Origin of the sequence: Allokutzneria sp. NRRL B-24872, assembly GCF_002155965.1 — a bacterium.
GTDB lineage: Bacteria > Actinomycetota > Actinomycetes > Mycobacteriales > Pseudonocardiaceae > Allokutzneria.
In genome coordinates this window covers 47,238-71,601 of sequence record NZ_MUMH01000020.1, presented here as the reverse complement: position 1 = coordinate 71,601, position 24,364 = coordinate 47,238, and the positions used below count along the sequence as shown (strand labels likewise).

Annotated in this window: 22 protein-coding genes and 1 pseudogene; 7 read left to right on the top strand and 16 right to left on the bottom strand. The window is 70.8% G+C overall.

What is annotated here, in order from left to right:
• Positions 1-34 precede the first annotated feature (34 nt).
• Complete coding sequence (locus CCN37_RS06235) at positions 35-760, bottom strand: HAD family phosphatase (RefSeq protein WP_086819694.1); 726 nt, start codon at positions 758-760, stop codon at positions 35-37.
• A gap of 580 nt (positions 761-1,340) precedes the next feature.
• On the opposite strand from CCN37_RS06235, the gene CCN37_RS06230 reads away from it, so the two are divergent.
• Positions 1,341-3,236 (top strand): beta-ketoacyl synthase N-terminal-like domain-containing protein, encoded by a 1,896-nt coding sequence (locus tag CCN37_RS06230; RefSeq protein ID WP_168200539.1) that lies wholly within the window; start codon positions 1,341-1,343, stop codon positions 3,234-3,236.
• On the opposite strand, the gene CCN37_RS06225 is transcribed toward CCN37_RS06230, so the two are convergent.
• Complete coding sequence (locus CCN37_RS06225) at positions 3,168-3,584, bottom strand: DUF5313 family protein (protein WP_086819692.1); 417 nt, start codon at positions 3,582-3,584, stop codon at positions 3,168-3,170. The genes CCN37_RS06230 and CCN37_RS06225 overlap by 69 nt on opposite strands.
• A 33-nt stretch (positions 3,585-3,617) precedes the next feature.
• On the opposite strand from CCN37_RS06225, the pseudogene CCN37_RS06220 reads away from it, so the two are divergent.
• The 4 genes and pseudogenes from CCN37_RS06220 (at position 3,618) to CCN37_RS06205 (ending at position 5,685) form a co-directional block, all read left to right on the top strand.
• A pseudogene (locus tag CCN37_RS06220) lies at positions 3,618-4,015 on the top strand (MarR family winged helix-turn-helix transcriptional regulator).
• A gap of 44 nt (positions 4,016-4,059) precedes the next feature.
• Complete coding sequence (locus CCN37_RS06215) at positions 4,060-4,419, top strand: hypothetical protein (RefSeq protein ID WP_086819691.1); 360 nt, start codon at positions 4,060-4,062, stop codon at positions 4,417-4,419.
• Positions 4,420-4,734: 315 nt separating this feature from the next.
• The gene (locus CCN37_RS06210; RefSeq protein WP_246842842.1) at positions 4,735-5,034 is read left to right on the top strand and encodes a pyridoxamine 5'-phosphate oxidase family protein; all 300 of its coding nucleotides are present in this window, start codon (positions 4,735-4,737) and stop codon (positions 5,032-5,034) included.
• A gap of 57 nt (positions 5,035-5,091) precedes the next feature.
• On the top strand, positions 5,092-5,685 hold the full coding sequence (locus CCN37_RS06205; RefSeq protein ID WP_168200538.1) for a class I SAM-dependent methyltransferase: 594 nt from the start codon (positions 5,092-5,094) through the stop codon (positions 5,683-5,685).
• On the opposite strand, the gene CCN37_RS06200 is transcribed toward CCN37_RS06205, so the two are convergent.
• From CCN37_RS06200 to CCN37_RS06175, 6 genes are all read right to left on the bottom strand, one after another.
• On the bottom strand, positions 5,682-7,640 hold the full coding sequence (locus CCN37_RS06200; RefSeq protein WP_371503668.1) for an ABC transporter ATP-binding protein: 1,959 nt from the start codon (positions 7,638-7,640) through the stop codon (positions 5,682-5,684). The two genes, CCN37_RS06205 and CCN37_RS06200, sit on opposite strands and share 4 nt — an antisense overlap.
• A complete protein-coding gene (locus CCN37_RS06195; protein ID WP_086819689.1) occupies positions 7,637-9,370 on the bottom strand; it encodes an ABC transporter ATP-binding protein in 1,734 nt (577 codons plus the stop codon). Before CCN37_RS06195 ends, CCN37_RS06200 begins: the two co-directional genes overlap by 4 nt.
• On the bottom strand, positions 9,364-9,969 hold the full coding sequence (locus CCN37_RS06190) for a TetR family transcriptional regulator (protein ID WP_086819688.1): 606 nt from the start codon (positions 9,967-9,969) through the stop codon (positions 9,364-9,366). The genes CCN37_RS06195 and CCN37_RS06190 overlap by 7 nt, the downstream gene beginning before the upstream one ends.
• A 61-nt stretch (positions 9,970-10,030) precedes the next feature.
• Positions 10,031-13,072, bottom strand: coding sequence for an arabinosyltransferase domain-containing protein (locus tag CCN37_RS06185; protein WP_168200537.1), 3,042 nt, complete (start codon positions 13,070-13,072; stop codon positions 10,031-10,033).
• Between the two features lie 268 nt (positions 13,073-13,340).
• Positions 13,341-14,414 carry a wax ester/triacylglycerol synthase domain-containing protein gene (locus CCN37_RS06180; protein ID WP_086819686.1) on the bottom strand — a complete coding sequence of 358 codons (1,074 nt, stop codon included), beginning with the start codon at positions 14,412-14,414 and terminating at the stop codon, positions 13,341-13,343.
• A 106-nt stretch (positions 14,415-14,520) separates the two neighbouring features.
• Positions 14,521-15,309: an alpha/beta fold hydrolase gene (locus tag CCN37_RS06175; protein WP_086819685.1), complete on the bottom strand. Its 789-nt coding sequence runs from the start codon at positions 15,307-15,309 to the stop codon at positions 14,521-14,523.
• A 70-nt stretch (positions 15,310-15,379) separates the two neighbouring features.
• Here CCN37_RS06175 and CCN37_RS06170 point away from each other — a divergent pair, with 70 nt between their 5' ends.
• On the top strand, positions 15,380-15,817 hold the full coding sequence (locus CCN37_RS06170; protein WP_210407891.1) for a winged helix DNA-binding protein: 438 nt from the start codon (positions 15,380-15,382) through the stop codon (positions 15,815-15,817).
• Here CCN37_RS06170 and CCN37_RS06165 read toward each other — a convergent pair.
• A complete protein-coding gene (locus CCN37_RS06165) occupies positions 15,783-16,994 on the bottom strand; it encodes an MFS transporter (RefSeq protein WP_086819684.1) in 1,212 nt (403 codons plus the stop codon). The two genes, CCN37_RS06170 and CCN37_RS06165, sit on opposite strands and share 35 nt — an antisense overlap.
• Positions 16,995-17,069: 75 nt before the next feature.
• Between CCN37_RS06165 and CCN37_RS06160 the strand changes: the two genes are divergently transcribed.
• On the top strand, positions 17,070-17,582 hold the full coding sequence (locus CCN37_RS06160) for a winged helix-turn-helix domain-containing protein (protein WP_086819683.1): 513 nt from the start codon (positions 17,070-17,072) through the stop codon (positions 17,580-17,582).
• A gap of 13 nt (positions 17,583-17,595) precedes the next feature.
• Here CCN37_RS06160 and CCN37_RS06155 read toward each other — a convergent pair whose 3' ends face one another.
• From CCN37_RS06155 to CCN37_RS06125, 7 genes are read right to left on the bottom strand one after another with little or no spacing between them, the layout of a single operon-like run.
• Positions 17,596-18,987 carry an NAD(P)/FAD-dependent oxidoreductase gene (locus CCN37_RS06155; RefSeq protein WP_210407890.1) on the bottom strand — a complete coding sequence of 464 codons (1,392 nt, stop codon included), beginning with the start codon at positions 18,985-18,987 and terminating at the stop codon, positions 17,596-17,598.
• 43 nt (positions 18,988-19,030) lie between these two features.
• Positions 19,031-19,585, bottom strand: coding sequence for a hypothetical protein (locus tag CCN37_RS06150; RefSeq protein ID WP_086819682.1), 555 nt, complete (start codon positions 19,583-19,585; stop codon positions 19,031-19,033).
• Positions 19,582-20,685 carry a hypothetical protein gene (locus CCN37_RS06145; RefSeq protein WP_086819681.1) on the bottom strand — a complete coding sequence of 368 codons (1,104 nt, stop codon included), beginning with the start codon at positions 20,683-20,685 and terminating at the stop codon, positions 19,582-19,584. Before CCN37_RS06145 ends, CCN37_RS06150 begins: the two co-directional genes overlap by 4 nt.
• 14 nt (positions 20,686-20,699) lie before the next feature.
• Positions 20,700-21,113 (bottom strand): FixH family protein, encoded by a 414-nt coding sequence (locus tag CCN37_RS06140; protein WP_143261450.1) that lies wholly within the window; start codon positions 21,111-21,113, stop codon positions 20,700-20,702.
• Positions 21,110-22,501 (bottom strand): hypothetical protein, encoded by a 1,392-nt coding sequence (locus tag CCN37_RS06135; RefSeq protein ID WP_086819679.1) that lies wholly within the window; start codon positions 22,499-22,501, stop codon positions 21,110-21,112. The genes CCN37_RS06140 and CCN37_RS06135 overlap by 4 nt, the downstream gene beginning before the upstream one ends.
• 36 nt (positions 22,502-22,537) lie before the next feature.
• On the bottom strand, positions 22,538-23,227 hold the full coding sequence (locus tag CCN37_RS06130; protein WP_086819678.1) for a response regulator transcription factor: 690 nt from the start codon (positions 23,225-23,227) through the stop codon (positions 22,538-22,540).
• Positions 23,224-24,351, bottom strand: coding sequence for a sensor histidine kinase (locus CCN37_RS06125; RefSeq protein WP_246842840.1), 1,128 nt, complete (start codon positions 24,349-24,351; stop codon positions 23,224-23,226). The genes CCN37_RS06130 and CCN37_RS06125 overlap by 4 nt, the downstream gene beginning before the upstream one ends.
• Positions 24,352-24,364 lie beyond the last annotated feature (13 nt).

Sequence of the window (24,364 nt, the reverse complement as noted above, 5' to 3'; positions counted from 1 at the left end):
TCGCCTCCGCGCGGAAGATTACGTCGGCGGTCGCTCACAGCAGCTCCTCAAGATCCTTCACGACGATGTCGGCCCCGTGCGCGCGCAGCGCCTCCGCCTGCCCCGCGCGGTCGACGCCGACCACGCAGCCGAAGCCCCCGGCGCGCCCGGCCTCGACGCCGGACAGCGCGTCCTCGAAGACCGCGGTCGCCGACGGCTCCACGCCGAGCTGGCGCGCCGCCGCCAGGAACGAGTCCGGCGCGGGCTTGCCCCGCAGGCCCTCCTGATCGATCACCACGCCGTCCACCCGCACGCTGATCAACGGCGCGAGCCCGGTCGCCGCCAGCACGCGCTCGCCGTTGGCCGAGGAGGTCACCACGCCCAGCGCCATCCCGGCTTCGTGAGCCGCCTTCACGAACCGCACGGAGCCGGGGTAGGGGGTGACCCCCTCCTCGTCCAGGATCTTCTCGATCAGGTCGTTCTTGCGGTTGCCGACCCCGTGCACGGTGGCCAGGTCGTGCGGGTCGTCCGGCCCGCCCTCCGGCAGCGTGATCCCGCGCGAGGCCAGGAACGCGCGCACCCCGTCCCGGCGCGGCCTGCCGTCGACGTGGTCCAGGTAGTCCTGCTCGCTGAACGGCGTGAACGACGGGCCCTCGCGCGCGGCCAGGAACTCGTCGAAGACCTGCTTCCACGCCTTGCGGTGCAGCTCGGCGGTGCTGGTGAGCACCCCGTCCATGTCGAACAGGCACGCGGTGACCCGTCCCGGCAACGTCGTCGGCATCCGAGGAACCCCCGTGTTTCGGTGATCGTTTCGCGCTCGGAGTGCCCTCCGCCGTCCGAGCCTAACCGCGCGGGCCTCGCGGCACCGGCGACCCGATTCCCGCTGGACCCGGCTGGGAAACGGGGCCGTTTCATTACTCGATCATTGTCGTGTGTTCTTTTCGTGATCCCTGCTCGGGTTGTGAAAACGGGACGGGAAGGGGGAAAATTCACCCCCGCTTCACGGCAGCGTCAGGCTTTCTAGGTGGAGCGATAGGATAGAGCTATGGCTTGCCGCTATGGCGGCTGAGTACGGTGTGAAGTTCCTGATTCCAGGCGAAGCGAGCGGGCCCGGCACTGGTAAGTTCCCGTTCCGAAGTACCGGCGAACCATTCCTGGGGCGGAATGACGGGCGCGGCGCGGGAAGTCAATCCCTGCACCCCTGTGCGGATCTGGGGGTCTTCGACGGGGATAGGGGTCGGCTTTCGGTGCCACCGTCCCTAGGTTCGGTGGTGCCGCGCGCGCTTGGGGGCGTGCTCGGCACCGACCGCGTGTCGCCGGCGTGCTTGACGGCCCTCGGGGTCGTCGAGAAAGGGGACGACATGTCCGCACGGGACGAGCGGATCGCGATCGTGTCTGTAGCGCACAGGCAGCCCGGCGCGGGGCAGCCCGGGTTCGACTCGGCGCTGTTCGGGATCGACGCCGCGGACCTCGACGCCGCCAGGCGGGTCTCGCTGGAGCTGGCGTGGGAGGTCCTGGAGCGCGGCGGCCTCGATCCGACCACGGCGCGCGAGGGCCGCACGGGCGCGTACGGCTGCGCGGGCGCGGAGCTGGCGAGCGCGTTCAGGCTGGCCGGGCCCGCGATCACCGTGGACACGGCGCACACGCCGCTGATCGCGGTGCACATGGCCGCCCGCGCGCTGCGCGAGGACGAGTGCGAGCTCGCCATCGCGGGCGGGGCGACCACGACCGACGGCGCGGCGATGCTGGTGCTGGAGCGCCTTTCCGACGCTCGCCGGCACGGCCACCCCGTCGTCGCCGTGATCATCGCGAGCGCGGTGGGTTCGACGGTAGAGCGCGCTAACGACGCCGCGCTGCGCGTCGCCGGCCTCGATCCGTCCGAAGTGGACGGTCTGGCCGGACTGCACGCGCTGACCCCGGATCTCCCTGGCGTGGTGGGCATTTCCTCGCCGCCCGGAGCCACCGGCGCCTCCCTCGTGCTGGAGCCGGTGCGGAGCTCCGTCGAGCTGGGCGCTGCCGTCGAGCTGCCCGACACGCCGCTGTTGCTCTCCGCCGCCAACCGCGCGGGACTGCGCGCGCAGGTGCTGCGGCTGCTCGACCACCTCGAAGCCGACGAGGACACCAACCTCACCGACACCGCCTACTCGCTCGCGACGAGCCGCGCCGCGCTGCCGCTGCGGATCTCCGTGGTGGGCGACCGGCACGAAGTGCTCGACGAGCTGACCGCCATCGCCGCGAGCGAGCTGGACGTGACCAGGGCGGGCCAGGTCTCGCCGAGCTACTTCTGCACCGGTGAGGCGCCCCCGGCGTTCGGGCGCGAGCTGCACGCGGAGTTCCCCGTCTTCGCCGAGGCCTTCGACGAGGTCTGCGCGGAGTTCGACGCGCTGCTGGACCAGCCGGTGCAGGACGTCGTTTTCGAGCTTGAGGAGCCCGAGGCCGACTACGAGCGCGCAGCGACGTTCGCCGTCGAGGTAGCGCTGCACCGGCTCGCTGAGCACTGGGGTCTGTTGCTGGACCGCGTCGAAGGGCGTGGCGTCGGCGAGATCAGCGCCGCGTACTGCACGGGCGAGCTGTCCTTGGCGCAGGCGTGCGTGCGCGTGCTCGCCGCTGACTCGGAGGTCGTTCCGCTGTCGCGGTTGGACCTCGGACCGCTCGCGGTGCTCTCGACCATGCCGGAGATCGCCTTCGGCACCGCGCCGAGCACCGCGCGCGTGGCGTTGCTGCACCCGGACGAGGCGGAGGCGCGCTCGCTGGTGACCGGCTTCGCGCAGCTGCACGACCGAGGCGTCGAGCTCGACTGGGCGGAGTTCTTCGCCGGCACCGGCGCGCGCCGCGTTGACCTGCCGACCTACCCGTTCCAGCACGTGACGGTGCCGTCGCGGCCGCAGGGCGAGCTGTGGCGCGGCACTCCGGAGTCCGGCACGTGGCTCGTGGTCACCGCCGCCGACTGCGCCGACGAGCCCCTGACCGGTGCCCTGCGTGACGCGCTCGCCCGAGACGGGGCGGTCGTGCGGTCCATGGAGGCCGGGCCGTGGAACCGCGAGCAGTTCGCCGAGCACCTCCGTGCCGCGCTCGGCGACGAGGCGCCCGATGGCGTGCTCGCGATGGCCGGAGTGGAGACCGACGTCCTCGTACTGGCCATGGGTGACGCGGAGATCGACGCGCGGTTGTGGCGCCTGGCGCCCGCCTTACGCGTCAACTCCGGAGCCGCGCGCCGAGGCCCGCGCGGCGCGTTCTGCCACCGAGGCCGCCGCTGACCTGGCTTCCCGCTCGCGGCGCGTGTTCGTGGCGTGCCCGCGCGGGAAGCCGTACTTGGTGAGCCGCGTGTCGGCGTTCTCCGGCGCGTAGGACAGCGAGTAGTACACGCCGACGATCATGCCGAGCACCAGCGCGAGCAGCACGACCTCGCCCGGCCCCGCCAGCGCCACGCCGAACACCAGGTACAGCAGCGCGAGCACGGGGGAGACCAGGACCAGCGACCGCAGCACGTGCCGGGCGAACCAGGTCCGGCAGGTCAGGTCGTGCACCACCCAGTCGCGGTGGCGCGCGGGCAGCTTGCCGCCGAAGGCGTACCACAGCCACAACACCGGGTTCGGTCGTCGCACGGGGTCTCCTCTGTCCTGATGATTGCCACGCCAATGGTTAGTGTACCAATCATTGGTAGGCTCTCCCGTGTGACTCAGCAGACGGACCCGCTCGAACTGGAGCGGCAGGTGTGCTTCGCCCTGTCGGTGGCGTCGCGCTCGGTGGTGGCGATCTACCGGCCGTTGCTGGAGCCGATGGGGCTGACACACCCGCAGTACCTGGTGATGCTCGCGCTGTGGCAGCACGCGCCGCTGCCGGTGGCCTGGTGCGGCGCGAGCGGGACAGCCGCGACGAGCGCAGCCTCGCCGTGACGCTCACCGCCGCCGGGCGGGAGCTGCGCGCCGAAGCGGAGAAGATCCCGCCCGCCGTCGTCGCTCGGCTCGGCATCCCGCTCGACGAGCTCGAAAACCTCCACCAGGCGCTGACCAGGGTGATCGCCGCCGCGACCTGACGCCGACCCGTTTCGGTCGCGGGGCGCCGGGTACCTCTGCGGGCATGTCTGCTCTGACTCGGGTGCTCGGCGCGGCGACCGCGGCCTATGGGATCGCGACCGCCGTGCGCCCCCAGGTGCTGGCCAAGCCCTGCGGCCTGACCACGCCCAGCGGGGACGTCACGGCGTCCGTGCGAACGTTGATCACCGCGATCGGCATGCGTGACACCGCGATCGGCGCGGCGATGTTGTTCGCTCCGCCCGGCCGAGCCCAGCGCGTGGCCGTGCTGACCCGCGTCGCCAGCGACGCCGCCGACGCGCTCGTGTTCGGTCTGACGCTGCCGGACCGTCGTGCGCGCGGGAAGGCGGCGGGCGTCGCGGCTGGCTGGGCGGCTCTGTGCGCGCTGTCGGCGTTGCGCGGCTAGGGGTTCGCGGCGCGGTACTTGCGATCCTTCAGCTCCTCCGGCGTCCACCGGCTCGACACGGCGGAACTGGTGCGGGGACAAGGGAATGAGGGCGGCGGTGCCTGCGACGGCTGCGGAGCGCGGCATTGTGGTCATATGTCCTCATCACGAGCCGCCGTGCGGTGCGGCAACCCGCTGACCGGCGCACGACTTTCACGATTTTCTCGGCGAGGGTGTCCAACCAGGCCCGGCCCGTTCGATGCGCGGGTACGACTGCGAAAGCGACCCGCAACCTCGACCAGTCAGGCAGTGCCGAGCTGCCGTGGAGCCGCGCGCATGACGCCCTCGGAGAACCCCGCGTGCAGCGTTTCGGTGCGGCTGCGCGGAATCGACCTGGTGCTCAACGGAGAAGCGCACCGCGTCACCAACTCCGCGACCCTCGAACGCGTGGCCGCCGTCTACCGCGCGAGCGGCTGGCCCGCCACCGTCCAAGGGGACGCGCTCACCGCTGCCTTCACCGCGCCGAGCGCCGGGCCCGCGCCGTGGCACCTCTACCGCCTCGCGCTCCACGACGCTGTCGGAGTGGCCAACGCCGAGCCGCGCGGTGCGACGCGCTGGATCTTCACCCGCACCTAGTTCTGGCCCTCGGGCGCGGCGATGTTTCCGCCCGAGGGCCAGGGGAACTGCACAGGAATGAGCCGTTCCTGGGAGTTCGTCCCGTTCGTGCTCGGCTCGTTGCGCAGGCCGGTGAGCACCGGCGCGTTCGTGCCCAGCACCCGGCGCTGCGCAACGGCCTTGCTCGACGGCATCGGTGCTGAGGACACGGACACCGTCGTGGAGCTGGGCGCGGGCACCGGAGTGATCACCCGCGCACTCGACGACGCGTTGCCCGTCTCCTCTCGCCTGCTCGCGGTGGAGATCAACGAGGGGTTCGCCGCGCGCCTGCGCCGGACTGCGTCACCCCGGGTCGAAGTCGTCTGCGAGTCCGCCGTGGAGCTGCCCCGCATTCTTGACGAGCACCAGGTCGAGCGGGTGGACGCAGTGGTCAGCGCGCTGCCGTGGACGGTGATGCGCCGCGAGGACCAACGCGCGGCCCTCGCGGCGATCGCCAAGGTGCTGCACCCCGACGGCTCCTTCGCCACGCTGCTGTCGGTGCACCGCGCGCGCACCGACAGCGGCAGGGAGTTCGCGGCGCTGCTCGCCGACACCTTCGGCGAGGTGCGCCGTGGCCGCACGGTCTGGGCCAACCTCCCACCCGTGACGGCCTTCCACTGCACTCGGCGTTAGGCCTCCGCGGTGGTGAGGGGGTTGGCGAACTGGGCGGCGTAGAGGCGCGCGTAGGAGCCTCCGGCCGCGAGCAGTTCCGCGTGCGAGCCCTGCTCGACGATGCTTCCGGACTCCATCACCAGGATCAGGTCGGCGTCGCGGATCGTGGACAGGCGGTGCGCGATCACGAAGCTCGTGCGGCCTTCGCGCAGCGCGTTCATCGCGCGCTGGATGAGCACCTCGGTTCGGGTGTCCACCGAGCTGGTCGCCTCGTCGAGGATCAGGATCGCGGGTTCGGCCAGGAACGCGCGCGCGACGGTGATCAGCTGCTTCTCACCCGCACTGACGTTGTCGCCCTCCTCGTCGATCACCGTGTCGTAGCCGTCGGGCAGCGTGCGCACCAGGCGGTCCACGTGCGTCGCCTCGGCGGCGGCCACGATCTGCTCGCGCGTCGCGCCGGGGGAGCCGTAGGCGATGTTGTCGGCGATGGTGCCGCCGAACAGCCACGCGTCCTGGAGCACCATGCCGGTCTTGGCGCGCACGTCCTCGCGGGTCATGTCCGCGATGTCCACGCCGTCGAGGGTGATCCGCCCGCCGTCGAGCTCGTAGAAGCGCATCAGCAGGTTGACCAGCGTGGTCTTGCCCGCGCCGGTCGGGCCGACGATGGCCACGGTCCGCCCCGGCCGCACGCTCAGCGACAGGTTCTCGATCAGCGGCTTGTCCTGCTCGTAGCGGAAGGACACGTCGTGGAACTCCACCTGCCCGCGCACCGCGGCCTGGCGCACCGGCTCGGCGGGCTCGGGGCTCTGCTCCTCGGCGTCGAGCAGTTCGAACACCCGCTCGGCGGAGACCACACCCGACTGCAACAGGTTCGCCATCGCGGCGATCTGCGTCAGCGGCTGGCCGAACTGCCGCGAGTACTGGATGAACGCCTGCACGTCGCCGAGCGAGATCGCGCCGGAGGACACCCGCAGCGCGCCGACGACCGCGACCAGCACGTAGCTGATGTTGCTCAGGAACATGATCGCGGGCTGGATCGTCCCGGAGATGAACTGGGAGCGGTACGCGGCGTCGAAGAGGTCGTCGTTGTGCTCCTTGAAGGTCTGCTCGGCCTCCTTGCGCCTGCCGAAGACCTTGACCAGTCCGTGCCCGGTGAACATCTCCTCGATGTGCCCGTTGAGCTTGCCGGTGGTGCCCCACTGCTTCACGAACTGCGGCTGCGCCCGCTTGCCGATCTTGGCGGCGACCAGCACCGACAGCGGGACCGTCACCAGCGCGACCAGCGCCAGCAGCGGCGAGATCACCAGCATCATCACCAGCACGCCGACGATGGTCAGCAGCGAGGTCATCATCTGCGCCAGCGTCTGCTGCATCGAGGTGGACATGTTGTCGATGTCGTTGGTGACGCGGCTCAGCACCTCACCGCGCGGCTGCTTGTCGAAGTAGCTCAGCGGCAGCCTGGCGAACTTCGCCTCGACGCGCTCGCGCAGGTCGAACACGGCGTGCTGGACCACCCGCGCGGTCAGCCTGCCCTGCACGAGCGCGAACAGCGAGGAGAGCAGGAACAGCACCATCGCCAGCAGCAGCACCTGGCCGACCGCGCCGAAGTCGACGCCGAGGCCCGGCCGCAGGTCGAGCGTGGAGAAGGTGTCGGCGAGGGTGTCGTTGCCCTCCGCGCGCAGCTGCGCCAGCACCTGGGCCTTGTCGAGGCCCTCCGGGTACTGCTTGCTGACCACGCCGGAGAAGATGAGGTCGGTGGCCCTGCCGAGGATCAGCGGCCCGACGACGGTCAGCGCGATGCTGACGACGCCGACGGCCAGGATGCCGATCAGCGACAGCCGGAACGGCGCCAGCAGCTTGAGCAGCCGCTTGACCGAACCGCGGAAGTCGGTGGCCTTGGACGTGGGCGGGCCCATCATCCGCGCCATGGCGTTGCCGCCGGGGCCCGCCGGTCGGGAGTTGGTCGTGGTGCTCATGCCGCTTCCGCCTCACTGAGCTGGGAAAGCACGATCTCGCGGTAGACCTCGCAGGAGCCCATCAGCTCCTCGTGCCTGCCGGTTCCGACGATGTGGCCCTCGTCGAGGACGACGATGCGGTCGGCGTGCCGGATGGTGCTGATGCGCTGGGCGACGATGACCACGGTGGAGTTGGCGGTCTCGTCGGCCAGCGCCGCGCGCAGGGCCGCGTCGGTGGCGTAGTCCAGCGCGGAGAACGAGTCGTCGAACAGCAGCACCGGCGCGCGGTGCACCAGCATCCTGGCGATGGCCAGCCGCTGGCGCTGACCGCCGGAGACGTTGGTGCCGCCCTGCGCGATCGGGGCTTCGAGCCGTTCCGGCAGCTGCTCGACGAAGTCGCGGGCTTGAGCGATCTCCAGGGCGTGCCACAGCTCGTCGTCGGTCGCGTCGGGATTGCCGTAGCGCAGGTTCGAGGCGATCGTGCCGGAGAACAGGTAGGCGCGCTGCGGCACGATGCCGATCGCCGAGGACAGCGAGTCGGCGTCCAAGTCGCGGACGTCGACGCCGTCGAGGAGAACGGTGCCCGCGGTGGCGTCGAACAGGCGCGGCACCAGGTTCAGCAAGGTCGTCTTGCCGCTACCGGTACCGCCGATGATCGCCGTGGTCTCACCGGGCCGCGCGAGGAGGTCGATGCCGTGCAGCACCGGTTGTTCCGCGCCGGGGTAGCGGAACTCCACGCTCCGCAGCTCCAGTTCGCCGCGGGGTTCGGGCAGCCGCACCGGGTTCTTCGCGGGCACGACGCTGGGGGAGGTGTCCAGCACCTCCTGGATGCGCTCGGCGCAGACCTGCGCGCGCGGCAGCATCATGAACATGAAGGTGGCCATCATGACCGACATCAGGATCTGCATCAGGTAGGACAGGAACGCGGTGAGCGCGCCGACCTGCATGGCACCGCTGTCGATCCGCCCGGCGCCGAACCAGAGCACGGCGACGCTGGAGGCGTTGAACACCAGCATCACCACCGGCGACATCAGCGCGGTCAGCTTGCCGACGCGCAGCGACACGGTGAGCAGTTCGCTGTTGGAGCCGGTGAAGCGCTCGCGCTCGTGGGTGTCGCGGACGAAGGCGCGGATCACGCGGATACCGGTGATCTGCTCGCGCAGCACCCGGTTGATGCCGTCGATGCGGGTCTGCATCGAGCGGAAGGCCGGGTGCATCTTGGCGATGATGAGGCCGACGCCCACGCCCAGCAGCGGAACGGCGACCAGCAGCAGGCTGGACAGCGGCACGTCCTGGTCGAGCGCGAGCACGATGCCGCCGACGGCCATGATCGGCGCGGAGGCCACCATGGTGAACACCATCACCGCCAGCAGCTGCACCTGCTGGACGTCGTTGGTGGTCCTGGTGATCAGCGACGGCGTGCCGAACTGGCCGACCTCGCGGGCGGAGAAGTCCTGCACCCGGTGGAAGACCGCGGCGCGGATGTCCCTGCCGAGCCCCATGGCGCTGCGGGCGCCGTAGTAGACCGCGATGAGCGAGCACACGATCTGCACCAGGGACACGGCGAGCATGACGAAGCCGATCCGCAGGATGTAGCCGGTGTCGCCCTTCACCACGCCGTTGTCGATGATGTCGGCGTTGAGCGTCGGCAGGTAGAGCGCGGCCAGCGTCTGGGCCAGTTGGAAGAACGCGACGAGCAGCAGGGGCCGCTTGTAGGCACCCAGATGCGCGCGGAGCAGCTTGGTCAGCACGAGGGCTTCTTTCGGCGTGGTGGTTGCGGCAGGCCCGCGGCGAGTGAGCGCAGTGCCTCGGTCAAGGTCGAGAGGAGTTCCGCGGGGGGTTCTGAGTTGAGCCAGTGGTTCATGGCCACCCGCGTCGCGCTGGACACCGCGGCGGCTACCAGGCTCGGGTACATGTCACTTCGGATATCGGTGCCGATCCGCTCGGCGATGCCCTCGGCGAGCACGCGCTCGATCTCCGCCCGGGCCTTGAGGTGCTCGCCCTGTAACGACGGGTGGCACATCTGCATCCGCACCCTGGCGACCATCTCGCGGTCCGGCTCGCCCTCGTACTGCTCCAGCACCGAGGTGATCACCGCCTCCCACAGCGGTTCCTCGGCCGGGCGCTCCAGCAGCGCGGCGCGCACCCGCTCCTGGCGGTCGAGCCCGATCGCGCAGATCGCCTCCTCCTTCGAGGAGAAGTAGTTGTTGAAGGTCCTCGGCGAGACCCCCGCCTCGGCCGCGATCTGCTCCACCCGCACGTTCTCCGGGCCGTGCTCCATGGCGAGGCGCAGCGCTGCCCAGCTCAGCGCGGCGCGTGCCGCCAGCTTCTTGCGCTCCCGCAGACCCATGGCGGGGAGAGTACACAGACTTTTTGCGCGGCGCGCAATATTTCGCGGAACGCAGAAACCGTCACCTGGTGGTCAGCGGGTCGTCCACGCCCGGGGTGTTGAGCCTGCCCCGCCCGCTCAGGCCCGGGGCGAGGACCCGGCTCAGCTGTACGGCAGGAGTGCCGAGGGGGTGCCGCTGCTCGATCCGGTGCACGACCACCACGTCCCGCCGCCAGTCGTTGACCAGGTACGTGGGCAGCGGTGTCTGCGTCGCGACCGCGGTGACCGGTGCGAACGGGCCGGCGCTGTCCGCGGCGTAGCTCATGCCGGCCAGCCCGCTCGTGACACCACCCGGAGCGATCCGGTAGCGGGGGAGCTCGACCGCGCCCAGCGCGAGGGAGGCCGGCCGGTTGCACGGGAACACGGCCGCGACCGGCCAGTCGACGATCGTGGGGTCGGTGTCGGTGACGACCTCCCGCATCGGCACCAGCACAGGTGCCTTCGGCGGGGTGAACGCCAGCCAGCCGCCCGTTCCGGAGGAGCCGTCGGTGGCGACCAGCCGGATGGAGTCGGCGCCGGCCACCGCGTCCCGCACGTCGAGCCGCACGTCCCTCCACTGTGGAGTATCGGTGGGAAGTCGCCGCACGGTCGGGTCGTCGGAGTCGAAGTCGCGCATGGCGAACTCGTCCACCACTATGCGGCGCACGGGCCGTCCCCGGGAGTCGCCGAACTCCACCGCCAGCTCGTTGCCGTCGTGCAGCCGCCCGGCGACCGAGATCACCAAGGGCGCGTCGCCCCTGCGCAACGAGTCCTCGACGCGGTACCAGCCGGTGGTCGCGGTGCCGGTTGTGCGATCCCCGTCCACGCGACTGCCCCACACCGGCACACCCGTGCTGGGCCGGTCGAACAGGTACGGCGGGCCGAACGCGGGGTCGTAGCCGCCCTGTGCGCTGAACGGGCCGAGTTCTTCCTTGCCGCGCAACAAGGACAGGATGCCGAGTTCCGGTTTCGGCTCGATCTTCAACGCGGACGCGAGCCCGCAGTCCTCGCCGAACACGCTCCGGGCGTTCTGCTTCGCGACGGAGTACGTGTTCGCGCGTGCGCCGGTCACTGCGGCGAAGGTGCCGAGTTGGAGCACCACCAGGGCCGCGCAACCGAGGGCCGCCACCAGCGCGGGGCCGGGCAGCCTGCTCGGTCGCTCCGTGCCCCGCAAAGCTGCCTTGACCACCGCGAACAGCGCGATCAGCAGGCCGACCACCAAGAACACGGTGTTCAGGCGCACGCCGAAGACGTTCGGCCGCTGCTCAGCCCACAGGCCGTCCGGAGCGGAGACGAACCACCACGCGTTCATGCCGCTGAGCCCGATCGCGAACACCACCATCACACCGCCGAGCGCGATCCCACGAGCCTTCGCCGACCGCAACGCCGGGGCGGCCAGCACCCACACGCCGAGCACGACGACGGCGACACCGAGCCCGGAGAAGGCGCCGAAGTGGTGCGTCCACTTCGTCGGCGTCAGCGCGATCGCCGCCAGTGCCAACGCGGTCGTCAGCAGCAACCGTCGGGTCGGGCCGCTCGCCACGCCCGGAATTCTCTTCGCGCGCAACAGGACCGCGGTGACCAGGGCGAGCGACAGCGCCAACAGCAGCACGGGAGTGCGCCGCGCGACCGACCCCTCCACGTAGCCCGGCTCGAACAGCCTGGAATAGCGCTGGATCTCCTGGTCCCACCGCAAGCTCGGTCCGATCGCGCTCCGCGCCCGCGTGGCCTCCATGACCGCGCTGAAGGTCTGGTCGTAGAACATCAGCAGCAGCCCGAACGACCCGCACGCGCCGAGCACGACCAGCAGCGGAAGGCGGCGCCGCACCAGCCCCAGGAGTTCACGGGGCGCGGTCAGCAGCGGCAAGAACGCGATCACGCCGGTCGGGGTGATCGCCACCGCCGCGACCGCGATCAGCAGGCCGACTGCGAGCGGCAGTGATCGGCGGGTGGCAAGAGCCCGTTCCACGGCGCAGAAGACCCCGAGCGTGCCGACCACGATGAACGGCTCCGGGCGGATGCCGTTGTTGTAGGGCAGCCACCACGCCAGGAACACCGCCGCAGCAGCCCACACCAGCCATGGCGAGCACTTGACCACGCGTGGCAGCACCAGCCTGCTCAACAGGAGCCAGGCAACGATCCCCAGGCCGACCGAAGGCAATCGCAACCACAGCAGCGAATCGCTGATCCTGGTCATTGCGTGGTACAGCTCGTAGAAGTAGTCGAACGGTGCTTCCGGCGCGTTGAACCAGCGGTAGTAGTTCCCGACGAACCCGCTCGTCTCCTTGGCGCGGATCATCGTCAGGATGTAACCGTCGTCCACGGTGAGAGCACCGATGAACGCCCACGCGGAGAGCACGCCACCGACGACGAGATCCGGCGGGCGCGGGCGCCAGAACCCGCGGGGCAGGATTCGCCGCACGGGCAGGCCGGACTCGCGATCGATCCGCCGCAGCGCGAGCAGTGCCACGGCGAGCGCGAGCACGGACAGCACCATCAGTCCGTACTTCCACACCGACGGCGAGGTCTGGAAGCGGGTGTCGCTGACCACCCGCACGCCGAGCCCGGTGAGGTCGCGAACCTTCCCGTCCAGGGTGGAGAACACGCCGAGCACGTGCGGCCGGACGTCGGAGTCCGCTCCGGCCACCCGCTTGCCGTCCTTGGACACCACGGTCCGCTCGCTCGTTGCGGAGACCTGCCACGAGCAGGTCGAGCCCGTGACCTGCTCCCGGTGCACCGTCCTGCCCCGGTTGGTGATGGTCAGCGCGGAGCCGTCCAGTTCGACGACCAGCCCGTCGCGTCGCCCGGCGTCGGTGTCCGGGGTGGTGCTCAGCACGATCTCGCGCCCACCTCGCCGAGCGGCCTCGGCCAGGGTGGAACACGAGAACGTGGCGCTCAGCTCCGCCGCTTGGTACGGGTAGAGCAGCAGGTGGACGGGCTTGGCCGAGCCCGCGACCGGCCACGAGAACGTCGCGACGTCCTGGACTACCGGGGCCAGGGGGACCAAGAGCGCGGAGAGCACGCTGACGACGCCCGCCACCAGCGCGGAAATGCGCGTGCGGGACGACGCGATCTTTTGCGACACGGCGGGCACGCTACCGGCCGAAGTCATTTTTGATGCGATTGTTCGGCGCCCGGTGAAACCTGGAATTCGAGGCAACCCAGCGCCCGTTCCGAGCGTGTCCTTGGTCTACCTCGAAGGTCAGCGGGGTTGTGGAGGAATAATCTAAATGTGTGAGAGAAACAATCGTGTTTCTGCGGTGATGATTTTTTGTGTTGCCGTGACGGCGCTGCCGATCATCCTTCTTTTGGATTCTTGGGCGTGTTCGTCTACGACATCTGGTGATCGGGTGTCAGCAGATCTCGTCGAGCTCGGCCAGCGCCAGCGACCACAGGCGGCACAGCTGCGCCCCGTCCCGCACGGCCCGGTCCATGACGAACCCGGCACCGACGTGGCCCGCGTTGTCCACCAGGTACGCGCTCAGCCAGTGCCCGCGCGGCAGCGGCCCGAGCGGGGCCAGCTGGCGCATCCGGCAGTCCTGGAAGGCCAGTTCCCGGTCCGAGCCGGGCACGCTGCCCGCGACCAGGCCGATCCGCCTGGACCGCTGGGCGAACCAGGACGGACGGCCGCCGTCGCCGTCGGGGGAGGTGGCCGCGCCGATCACGGCCAGCCGCGTCGCCGGGTCCGGCTCGTGGCACGGCAGCAGCACCAACCGGTCGACACCGGGCACCACCGTCCACACCGGGCACGGCAGCCCGCGCTCCCACGGGGTGTGCCGCCACTCCCGGATCGCGGTGGTCAGCGCGGCCAGGAACACGTCGTTCACGGTGAGCCCGTTCCGCCCGGCGATCCGGTCGAGCCGCTCGCGGTCGGCGGCTGCCCAGAAGAACTGCCGCTCGCCGGAGCCGTCGAACTGGGCGAAAGCCTTGCGCGCCAAGGGAAGCGGCCGGTGCTGAGCGGGCAGCCAACCCCGGGTGGTCCGGTCGGTGGCGGAGAGCAGGGGATCGCGCCGCCCGCGCTGGCGGGGGATCGGCACCGGGTCGAACAGACCGGTCACCACGTGGATGATCGAGGCGGTGTCCAGCAGCGCCGAGTGCGTGGTGAGCACGACGGCCCACTCGTCCTTGGCGTAGCCGCGGATCAGCCACAGCTCCCACAGCGGCCGCTCGGTGCGCAGGTTGACCGACATGACCTGTTCGACCGCGGCGTTGAGCCCGGTGCCGGTCCGGCACACCCACTGCCGCACGTGCGTGGTGATGTCGGCTTCGGGAAGTCCCAGGCTGGGCCACTCGGCGAGCCGGGGGCGCATCGCCGCGCGGAAGTCCTCCAGCGTCGGCGGCCTGCCCTCGAACCGGGCGACGCCCCCGCCCACCAGCGCGCGCTCCAGCCCGGACGGTCGCACCTCGCCCGTTCCCTGGAGCAGCACTTGATCACCCGTTCGGCCGTTGTCGTTGCGCTGATCATCACATCGGCCCCGCTGACCGGCAACTGGAGGCCCTTGGTGACCAGCCCGAACGGGTGCGCGTCTGTCCTCATAGGACTGTCAGGAGCCGGGCGGCGAACTCCTGGGGGTGGAAGAGGAATCCTGAGTGTCCGCCGGGGAAGTCCGCGGTCGGGGCGCCGAGCTCGGCCGCCAGCGCTCGCGCGCACCGGCTCGCGGTGATGTCGCCGGTGTCCCTGCCGAGCCCGATGACGAGCGGCTTTCCCTTGAGCGCGGCCAGGTTCGGCTCGTGCCGCAGCACGGCGGGCATGTCCTCGCCGATGAAGAAGTCCAGGTTCGCCAGCCGCGCGGCGTCCGGCTCCGACGGGGGCGAGGAGGGGGTGATCCCGGCGAGCCCCATCAGCTTCGGCGCCGCCACGGCCGCTCCGGCCTCGCGGTGGGTGGTGATGATGTCGGTCAGTTCCGCGACCGCCTCCTCGGACGCCGCGCCGCGCAACAGCGCCATCGCGGGCGGCTCGTGGCTGACCAGCACGCGGACCTGCTCCGGGTGGCGGGCCAGCAGGTCGAGCGCGATCAGGCCGCCGATGCTGAAGCCGACGACCGCGGCGGGCTGGTCGGTGACGGCGGCGAGCACCCGGCTCGCGTCCTCGCCGTGCGTGCTCAGGTCGTGGTCGTCGGCCGCGCCGCGCACCGGGCTCCTGCCGAGCCCCCTGCGGTCGTAGGTGATCACCGTGAAGTGCGCGGTCAACTCGCGGACCAGGGGATCTGTGCCCTCGGCGATGCCGTCGCCGCCCTGGAGCACGAGCAGCGCGGCGCCTCGGCCCTGGACGCGGACGTGCAGGTCGGCGCCGTCGCTGGCGATCGATCTCGTCGTCGTCATGCCCGCAACGGTAAAGCATCAGAGTTGATGGATCAATATTGATGCATCAGGTGTGATGTAGGTTGGGCCGGTGCGAGGGTTGGAGCTGTACCTGCTGGGGCGCAGGCTGATGAAGATCGGCGAGCGGGCGATCGAGCCGTCCCACTTCCACGAGCTGCCCGCGAGCGTGCGGACGGTGATGATCGACGTCTTCGAGCACCCGGACAGCTCGGTCAGCGAGATCACCGCGCGCACCGGCTTCCCGCAGAGCCACGTCTCGGCCTCGGTCGCCCGGCTCAGGGAAGCGGGCGTGCTGCTCACCACGACCGATCCCGGGGATCGCAGGAGAACCCTGGTCCGTCAGGCACCCGATGTCCCCGCGCGCGCGGCGAAGTTCCTCAAGTCCACTGTGGACGACGCGGTCGCCGAGTCGCTCGGCCTCGACGACCCCTCGGAAGTCGTGGAGCTGCTGGAGAAGCTCGCCGAGCTGGTCGTCACCTCTCAGCAGCTGCCAGATTCGCGTCGGTGAGCACGCGCATCCCGAGCAGCTGGAGGAGCACCAGCGGCGCCACCGCCAGGAACACCGCGTTCACGCCGAGCAGCTGTGCGATCAGCCCTCCGGCCACCGCGCCCAGCGGCATCGACCCCCACGCCAGCAGGCGGTAGCCGCTGTTGACCCTGCCGAGCAGGCGGTCCGGGGTGATGCGCTGCCGCAGGGACACCGTGATCACGTTCCACGTCATGAGCCCGATCCCGCCGACGAAGAACACCGCCGCGATGACGAACGGGTTCGTGGTCAGTCCGGGCACGCCCACGACCCCCGCCGTCGTGAGCACGCTCAGCGCCAGCGCGCGCGAGCGGCCCAACAGCTTCTCGATCCGCTCCGCCACGAACGACCCCACCAGGCTGCCCGCCGCGACGCCGGTCATCAGCAGGCCGAAGGACTGCTCGGACAGGCCCAGCGCCGAGGCCGGCCCGACCGCGTGCAGCACGAACACCGAGAACGCGGCGTTCGTCGCGAAGTTCGACATGCCGACCATGGCCGCCATCGTGCGCAGAACCCTGTGGTGCACAAGGAACTTCAGCCCCTCCGCGATATCGGCACGCAGTGTCGTGCGGTGCTCGCGCTGGACCCGGTAGGTGCCGCGCACCAGCAGCAGTGCCGCGACCGCGAGCGCCCAGAGCGCGACCGGGGCGCCGAAGGCGAACGCCGCTCCCGCCGCGACCAGGAACCCGGCCAGCGGTGGGCCGACGAACTCGTTCGCGGTCAGCTCCACCGCGTAGAGCTTGCTGTTGGCCCGGGAAAGGCCCTCGCGCGCAACCATCTGCGGGATGATCGACTGCGCTGACGTGTCGTAGATCGTCTCCGCCGTGCCGATGCACAGCGCCACCGCGTACAGCGCCCAGATCGAACCGAAACCGGTCAGCACGGCCAGCGCGAGCACGCCCAGCGCGACCGTGCGCACCACGTTCGCGCCGATCATCGCCCTGCGCCGGTCGAGGCGGTCGGCGAGCGCGCCCGCTGGCAGTGCGAAGAGCAACCAGGGCACGGTCACCGCGAACGCCAGGCCCGCGACCAGCACGGGGGAGCGGGTGAACTGCACCGCGACCAGCGGTAACGCAACCTTCACGACGCCGTCGGCCAGGTTCGACAGGCCCGACGACGCCCACAGCTTCCAGTACTGCGCCCCCAAGGCGTTCTCCATGCGATGGAGGCTCACACGCCGATGGGGAAAAGTCCATCGATAGTAGAAAACCCCATCAGGACCTAGCCTGGGGAGATGCGCGAGCGTCGTGAGATCACCGCCGACGAGGCCAAGGCCATGAGCCATCCGTTGCGGCTGCGCGTCCTCCGGCTGTGCCGACAGCGCGAGATGACGAACAAGCAGCTCGCCGAACGACTCGGCCGCGACCCCGGCACGGTCCTGCACCACGTCCGGCACCTGGTGAAGGCCGGTTTCCTGGAGCAGGCCCCGGTGCGCACCGGGGAGAGCGGCGCGTTGGAGAAGCCCTACCGCTGCGCCACGAACACCTGGTGGCTCTCCGCCCCACCGGACGATGTCGGCGGCACCGCGCAGGCGCCGATCGCGGCCTTCCAGGAGGAGCTGGCCGAGGCCGGGCCCGAGTCGGTGCGCACCTACGCGCGCTTCATGCTGCACCTGTCCCAGGAACAGGTCGAGGAGCTCGACCGGCGCATCTGCGCGGTGCTCGACGAGTACATCGAGACCGATGACGAGCGCCTCGACCAGCCCGTGATGGGCGGGATCGTGGTGATCCACCGCCTCGCCGACTGAGCCGGGCCACGCGTCAGCGGGAGAGCTTCGCCCTGACCGCGCGCAGCAGCGTGCTCGGCCGGGCCAACGACATCGGGTGCGCCAGCATCATGGTCACCGCGCTCAGCCGGGCGTTGATCTCCTCGTCCTTCATGGACGCGGCGAACACCAGGTCGCCGAGCCAGCTGGTGATCCGGTAGCCCTTCGGGTACGGGCCGTCCACGTGCGGCAGCTCCAGGTCCGCCTGGGTGGAGATCTGCCACGCCGCGTCGACCACGACCTTGGCCCGCTCGAAGTAGGCGTGCGCGGGCTCGGCGGGGGAGGCGCCGGAGCGCAGGTGGGCCGACAGGCACGAGGCGTGCAGCATCGCCGAGGTCATGCCCTGGCCGTAGACGGGGTTGAACGAGGCCACCGCATCGCCTGCCGCGATGAGGCCGCCGGGCAGCCGGGTCAGCTTGTGGAACTCCCGCCGCCTGCTGTCGGCCTGGTGGTAGGTGACCACCTCGCCCAGCCGCTCGGCGCGCTCGGCGATATCGCCGAAGACCGCGGGGAAGTCGCGGCGGCAGCGCGCCTTGAACTCGTCGAAGTCCCTGGTCGGCCGGTCCTCGCCGTACCCGGCGATGAGCATGATCCAGCGGTCGTCCTCCACCGCGTTGATGCCGCCCATCCGCGCGACGCGGCCCTTGCCCGCCGTGGTCTGGGCGACGACCACCATGCTGTCGCTGATCTCCGGGTCGCGGCGGAACAGCGTGGTCGCGTAGTTGAGCTTGATCGGCATGCGCTTCAGCTCCGGGGCGGGCCAGCCCGCGGCCTCCAGCCAGTCGCTGAGCTTGCTGGAGCGCCCCATGCCGTCCACGACCATGTCCGCGGCCTCGGTCACCGGCTCGTCCGCGCCGGTCGGGGTGTAGCGCACGCCGGTGACCTTGGTCGAGGAGAGGTCGACGCCCTTGACCTGGCCGGTGACCAGCGTGATGTTCTCCACGGCCAGCGTCCTGCGCCGGACCAGGGTCTCCAGGAACGGGCGCGTGCTGACCAGCGCGCCGATGCCCGCCACCGGCGGTGAGGGCGGCCGGAGCACGTCGTTGAGGTAGATCCGCGCGCTGTCCGGCGTCGGCAGCGTCCCGCCCGCCTCGATCGCCTCGGCGGTGAAGCCCGGGAACCAGCGGTCGAGCTGCAGGTTCCCCGCCGGGAGCAGGCCGTGCACCTGCGTGCCCTGCGGGACACCGGGGCGCGGCTCGTTGTCGGCCTCGCTGGCGTCCCGCTCGATGATCAGCACCTCCTCGGCGTGGTCGCTGAGCACCCGCGCGGCGAGCAGCCCGGCCATGCTGGCGCCGAGCACCACGGCTCTGCGCATCAGCACGCGCGTGCTCCCGGGCCGCTCGGCGGTGCTGATCTCGGCGAACAGGCGGGACGGAGAGGACGCCACCACACACTCCCTGGGTCGGGTGATAGATCGCGCCCATCCTGCCCTAAATCGCTACGGGTTCGTAGCGTTCGTTCGGTGTACGCCGCCAGGCGACTGCCAGGAAGCCGACGAGCCCGAGCAGCGGCAGCGCGCTCACCGCCCAGCTCAGCGCGAGCGGCGGTCCCGGCTGGTCGAGCACCTGGATGTCGCTCAGGACGCCCTCGCCGCGCCCGGCCGGGCCGTCGACGGTGAACGCCAGCGACCACGTACCCGGCCGGTTCAACGAGTGGATGTCCAGGCCCCACACCTCGCGCTTGCGCGGGTGCCGGGCGAGCGGGGCGTTGCGCCCGCGCCTGGGGTTCTCGGCCTGCTGGGAGTCCTGGTGGACCTGGCGCAGTGTGCCGCTCTTGCCCGCGATGCCGCCCTCGGGCACGAACGTGAAGTCCAGCGACTGCATCGCGCGCACGGGCCACGTGCTGAACCCGACGGTGAGCCCGTACGGCCCGACCTGCACGCGCTCGGTGTGGACGATGTTGACCGGCTCGTAGGCCATCGCGGTCGGCGCGCTCAGCGCCAGTGCGCCGAGCGCGAGCACCAGCGCCGACAGGCACTTGATCATCGAGCTTCCTCCTGGGTGGGGGTCAGGGCGCGCAACATGACGCCGAAGCGCCGACCGAGGAATCCGGCCAGCAGCCCGAACAGCGCGGCGACGGCGCAGGTGAGGGCCAGGGCGCCGACGTCGGTGATCGGGAACCCCCTGGTGATCAGGCGCTGCACCGGGGCGAGCGCGGTGATCACGACCGCGCCCACCGCGCCGAGCGCAGGAGCGAACGCGCGCGCCGACCACGGGCCGCGCCTGGCCAGCTCCACCAGCAGTGCGACGCCGAGCAGGCTCATCGGGATCAGGTTCGGCATCGCCGGAACGCCCTCGACGTAGTCCCGCACCGGCAGGCCCACCGAGTCCGCGTACGTGGTCGTCGCCCACGGCGTGAACACCCACAGCACCGCCTGGACGCCCGCGACCGTGACGGCGGTCAGCAACGCCGCGCCGGTCCTGCGGAAGAACGAGGTCGCCATCAGCAACAGCATCACCGTGGTGAACGCGATGCTGATGTCCACCGCGTTGACGCCGAGGTCGGCGCCGCTGAAGGCCAGCGAGGTGATGGTGCAGAACGCCACGAGCATCGCCACCGCGAGGAGCACTCCGGCCCGGCCCCAGCGCTCGCGCCCGGCCACCACCGCGAAGGTCATCAGCGAGCCGATGATCGTGGCGGACACCGACAGCAGCAGGCCGATGTGCGGCGGCGAGTCGATCGTCGCGTCGAAGCCGTAGACCCCGTGCCACCACTGGTCCCAGAGCCCGTACACCAGGAACACCGCCGCCGAGGTCCCGATCACCAGGTAGGCGACGGGCGCGGCGAAGGTCCTGCCGAACACGCCGACCGCCCGCCCGCCGACCGCCGGGTCGACCTCGCGGCCCGCGCGCTCGGCCGCCGTCGTCCGCAGCACCACCGTCAGCGCCGTCAGCCCGGTCAGCGCGCTGCCCGCGTAGATGAACAGGTGCGGCAGCGTGAAGAAGGTGTCCGGCCCGACGTCGATGTGCCACTGCACGTCCCAGCTGAGCCCCACCAGCGACGACAGGGCGCCGAGCAACACCACCAGTGCGGGCGCGAGCCCCTTCGCGGTCCCGGCGCGCTCCGCCGGAGCTGTCACAGCCATCGTTGTCCCTCTCCTCAGCTCACCAGCAACGGGAAGACGACGCGCTCGGTCCCGGTGCCGTCGCGCAGCACGACGGTCACCTCCCACTGCCCGGTCATCTCCAGCAGCACGTTCTCAGCGCGGAAGCGCCCCGGTCCCACCACCGTGGTCGCGGCGGGCCGCATCGCGTGGCCCATGTGCATCGCGGGCTCCAGCCGCACACTGTCCACAGTGGACGCTCCGGTGGTCTCCACGTCCATCGCCGTCGTGCCCACACGCGCCCGCTTGACCACCAGGCGCACGGAATGCCTGGTGGAACTAGAAGTCAGCTCCACCCGCCCGCCGTCCCCGCCGCCGAACAGCAGCACCGCGCCCGCCACGACGAGCGCCACCGCGAGCACCACCGCCACCCACCGTCTACGCTCCGTTCCGAGGCATCGCGTGGTCATGGGCTCCCTCCACCCGGTGACACGACGATCTCCACCGGCCTGGTCGTGAGGGCGTATTCGCGCTCCGCCTGAATCCACGCGCGGTAGCGGCCGGGCAGCGTGAAGGTGTGCGTGAACGACACCTCCGGCCCATACGCAGCAACGGTTTCGTCGGGGAGCCCGCCCGCGCCGCCCCGGGTCAGCGGCGCCATGTGGTGCACGTGCGCCCACGTCGCCGCTCCGGCCGCCGCACGCCCGACCTCCGGCTCGTCGGACAGCGGACCGACCACGATCAGGTGGCCCACCATGCCGAGCCACGGTTGCAGGTCCCTTTTCTCGCTGAACCGCGCGGTGATCGTCTCCGGAGAGCCGCCTTCGGCGTGAACGGTCTCGACGGTCGGCACGGCGGGACGCGGCGCGCCGGGCAGCGTGAACCCCGTGGCGGAGCGCACCAACTGCACACCACCGCCGCGTCTCGCGATCTCCACGGACACCGCGTGGTAGCCAGGTTCCGGATCGGCGAGGTGCACGCGGTACTCGCCGGGAGCGACGCGGACCGGGTGCAGGTGCCGCAGCGCCCCGGACGGTGGCACGACCAACAGGTGCGCCAGCGCGCTGTCGTGGACGAGCAGATCGTCAACCGGGCGCCCGCTCGCGCCATCGGTGAAGCGCAGCGTCAACTCGACGCCGCCGGGCACGAATCCCTGCGACGCCAACACGTTCACCGGAGGCCGCGATGTGTCCACAAGGGACTGTGCGCGCACCGAGTACGGATCGAGGACGTTGTCCACCGTCGCGTCGATGTCCGTGCCCGGTATCGGTGGTGCTGGCGTGGACGCCGACAGCAGCGCGCCGGTCACCGCGACGGCCAGCGCCGCGACCACTCCGCCGCCGGGCACCAGCGCGGGCCACGAACGTCGAGCTTTCACCGACACCACAAGGGAAACGAACAACAGCACACCCGCGGCCACGAAGCCGCCGTAGGTCACGCGCTCCGCAGGGGACAGCACGGTCACCGGCACGACGAAGGGAATGCGCGCGACCTCGTCGAGCACGAGCTCCTGCGGTCCGGGCGCGCTGACCGAGAGCGTCGCGTCGTGCGAGCCGGGGCGATCACGCAGCTCGACGGTCGTGGTGCTCTCGGCGCGGTCGCCGCCCGCCGAGCCCGCACCGGTCGGCACGAGCCGGAGCGCGAGCCGCCCCGGAGGACTGCCCGCGTGGGTGATCACGTTGACGCGCAACGGTCCTGGCACCGCGTCGACGCGGCGCAGCACCACGGTCAGCTCGCGGGAGCCCAGGGTCTGCGCCACGTGCACATCGGCCCCGGCCATCGCCCCGTCGGCGAACGCGTGCGGCGCCCCGCAGAGCAGCAGCAGGAACGCGACCAGCGCTGTGGCTGTTGTTCTCATCGGGGCCGACGGTAGGACCTGGCCCCGACAAGATCGTCACGGCTGAGGGGGAGCGGCCATCCCTCTCACGGGGGACATCGGGACGAGTCCGTGCAGGTAGGCGTACACGGCAGCATGTACCCGATCGCGTAGTCCGAGCTTCGACAGAACTCGCGAGACGTGCGTTTTCACCGTCTCCTCGCCGACGCGCAACCGCTCGGCGATCTCGGCGTTGCTGTGCGCCGCGGCGATCAGCAGCAGCACCTCGAACTCCCGGCTGGTCAACCGCCGCACCTCGGGCGGCTTCGACGGCGGCTCGATGCTCGTGGCGAAGCGCGAGATCAGCCGCTTGGTCACGGACGGGTCGATGAGCGCGTCCCCGCGCACCGCCACCCGCATCGCCGAGATCATCTCCTCCGGCGGCAGGCTCTTCAACAGGAAGCCGCTCGCGCCCGCGCGCAACGCGCGGTAGACGTACTCGTCGCTGTCGTAGGTGGTCAGAACGAGGACCTTGGTGGCATTACCAGGAGTGCGGAGGATCGCTTCGGCCGCCGCGAGCCCGTCCAACCGTGGCATGCGCACATCGAGCACCGCGAGATCCGGTCGCAGTCGCGCGGTCTCCGCCACGGCCGCGAGCCCGTCCTCGGCCTCTCCAACGCATTCCAAGTCCTCCTGTGTGTCCAGCACCGCGCGCAACCCGGAGCGGAACAACGCGTGGTCGTCGGCCAGAAGCACCCTGAGGCTCACGCGGTCTCCTTGGTCGGCAGGCTCACCCGAAGCACCCAGTTCTCGCCGTCCGGCCCGAACCGCGCCTGTCCACCGAAGAGCGCCACGCGGTCCCGGATGCCGGTCAGCCCGGAACCGCGGTCAGTGCCGTTGTTGCTGCCCCTCAAGGAATTCGTCACGGTCAGGACGACCTCCTCGTCATGGTGCTCCAACACGACATCGGCCACCCCGTCACCGTGCCGCAATGCGTTTGTCAGTGCTTCCTGGAAAATGCGGTAGAGCGCGACGTCGACGGAACCCGGCAACTCCAACGGTGCCCCGCTCGTGGTCATGGTGACCGGCAGTCCCGCCGCGCGCACCCCGGCGAGCAGTTCGTCCGCGTTGCTCATCCCGGGCTGGCGGTGCTGGTGGTCGTCTTTGCCGTGCAACAGATCCAGCAGCCTGCGCAGGTCCGTCATGGCAGAACGGCTCGCCGTCTCCACCGCGCTCAACGAGCGTTGCGCGGCCGCGTTGCCGGTCGACCCGATACCGAGCCGCGCGGCGCCCGCGTGCACGCCGATCGCGCTGACGTGGTGGGAGATCATGTCGTGCAGATCGCGCGCGATGGAGCTGCGTTCCTCCGCGAGCGCGCGCTGCACCGCCTGCTCCTGACGGTCCGCGCGGCGCTCCAGCTCGGCGATGTACGCGCTGCGCGTGGTGGTGTGGCGGCCGACGATCCACGGCAACACCGCGCTGCTGGTGATGGTGATGATGAGCGGAAGCGGTCCTGTACCGGGGAACTTGCCGTCAGCGAAGTCAGCGACCGCGAGCGCGCCGATCGACAGCAGTCCCGGCCACGCGGGCAGCCACGCGCCGACCCGATAAGCGGCCATCATGCCGCCGGTGGTGCAGATGTGGTGCGAGCCGGGATCGAACACCAGCGGGATGACGATCTGCACGGCCGCCACAGCCACCGCCACGAGCCCCGAGCGCTTCGCGGAGGTGGCGAGTCCCGCGTTGACCAGCAGGATCAGCGCGATCGCGACGACGTCCACCCAGCCGAACGCGGGTTTGCGCAGATTCGTCACGTAGAGCACCGAGTCGACGCACATGCACAGCGCCGCGACGAGCCGTGACTGCCTGGTCAACGTTCCGGGAGTGTTCACCGCTGCCTTCCGC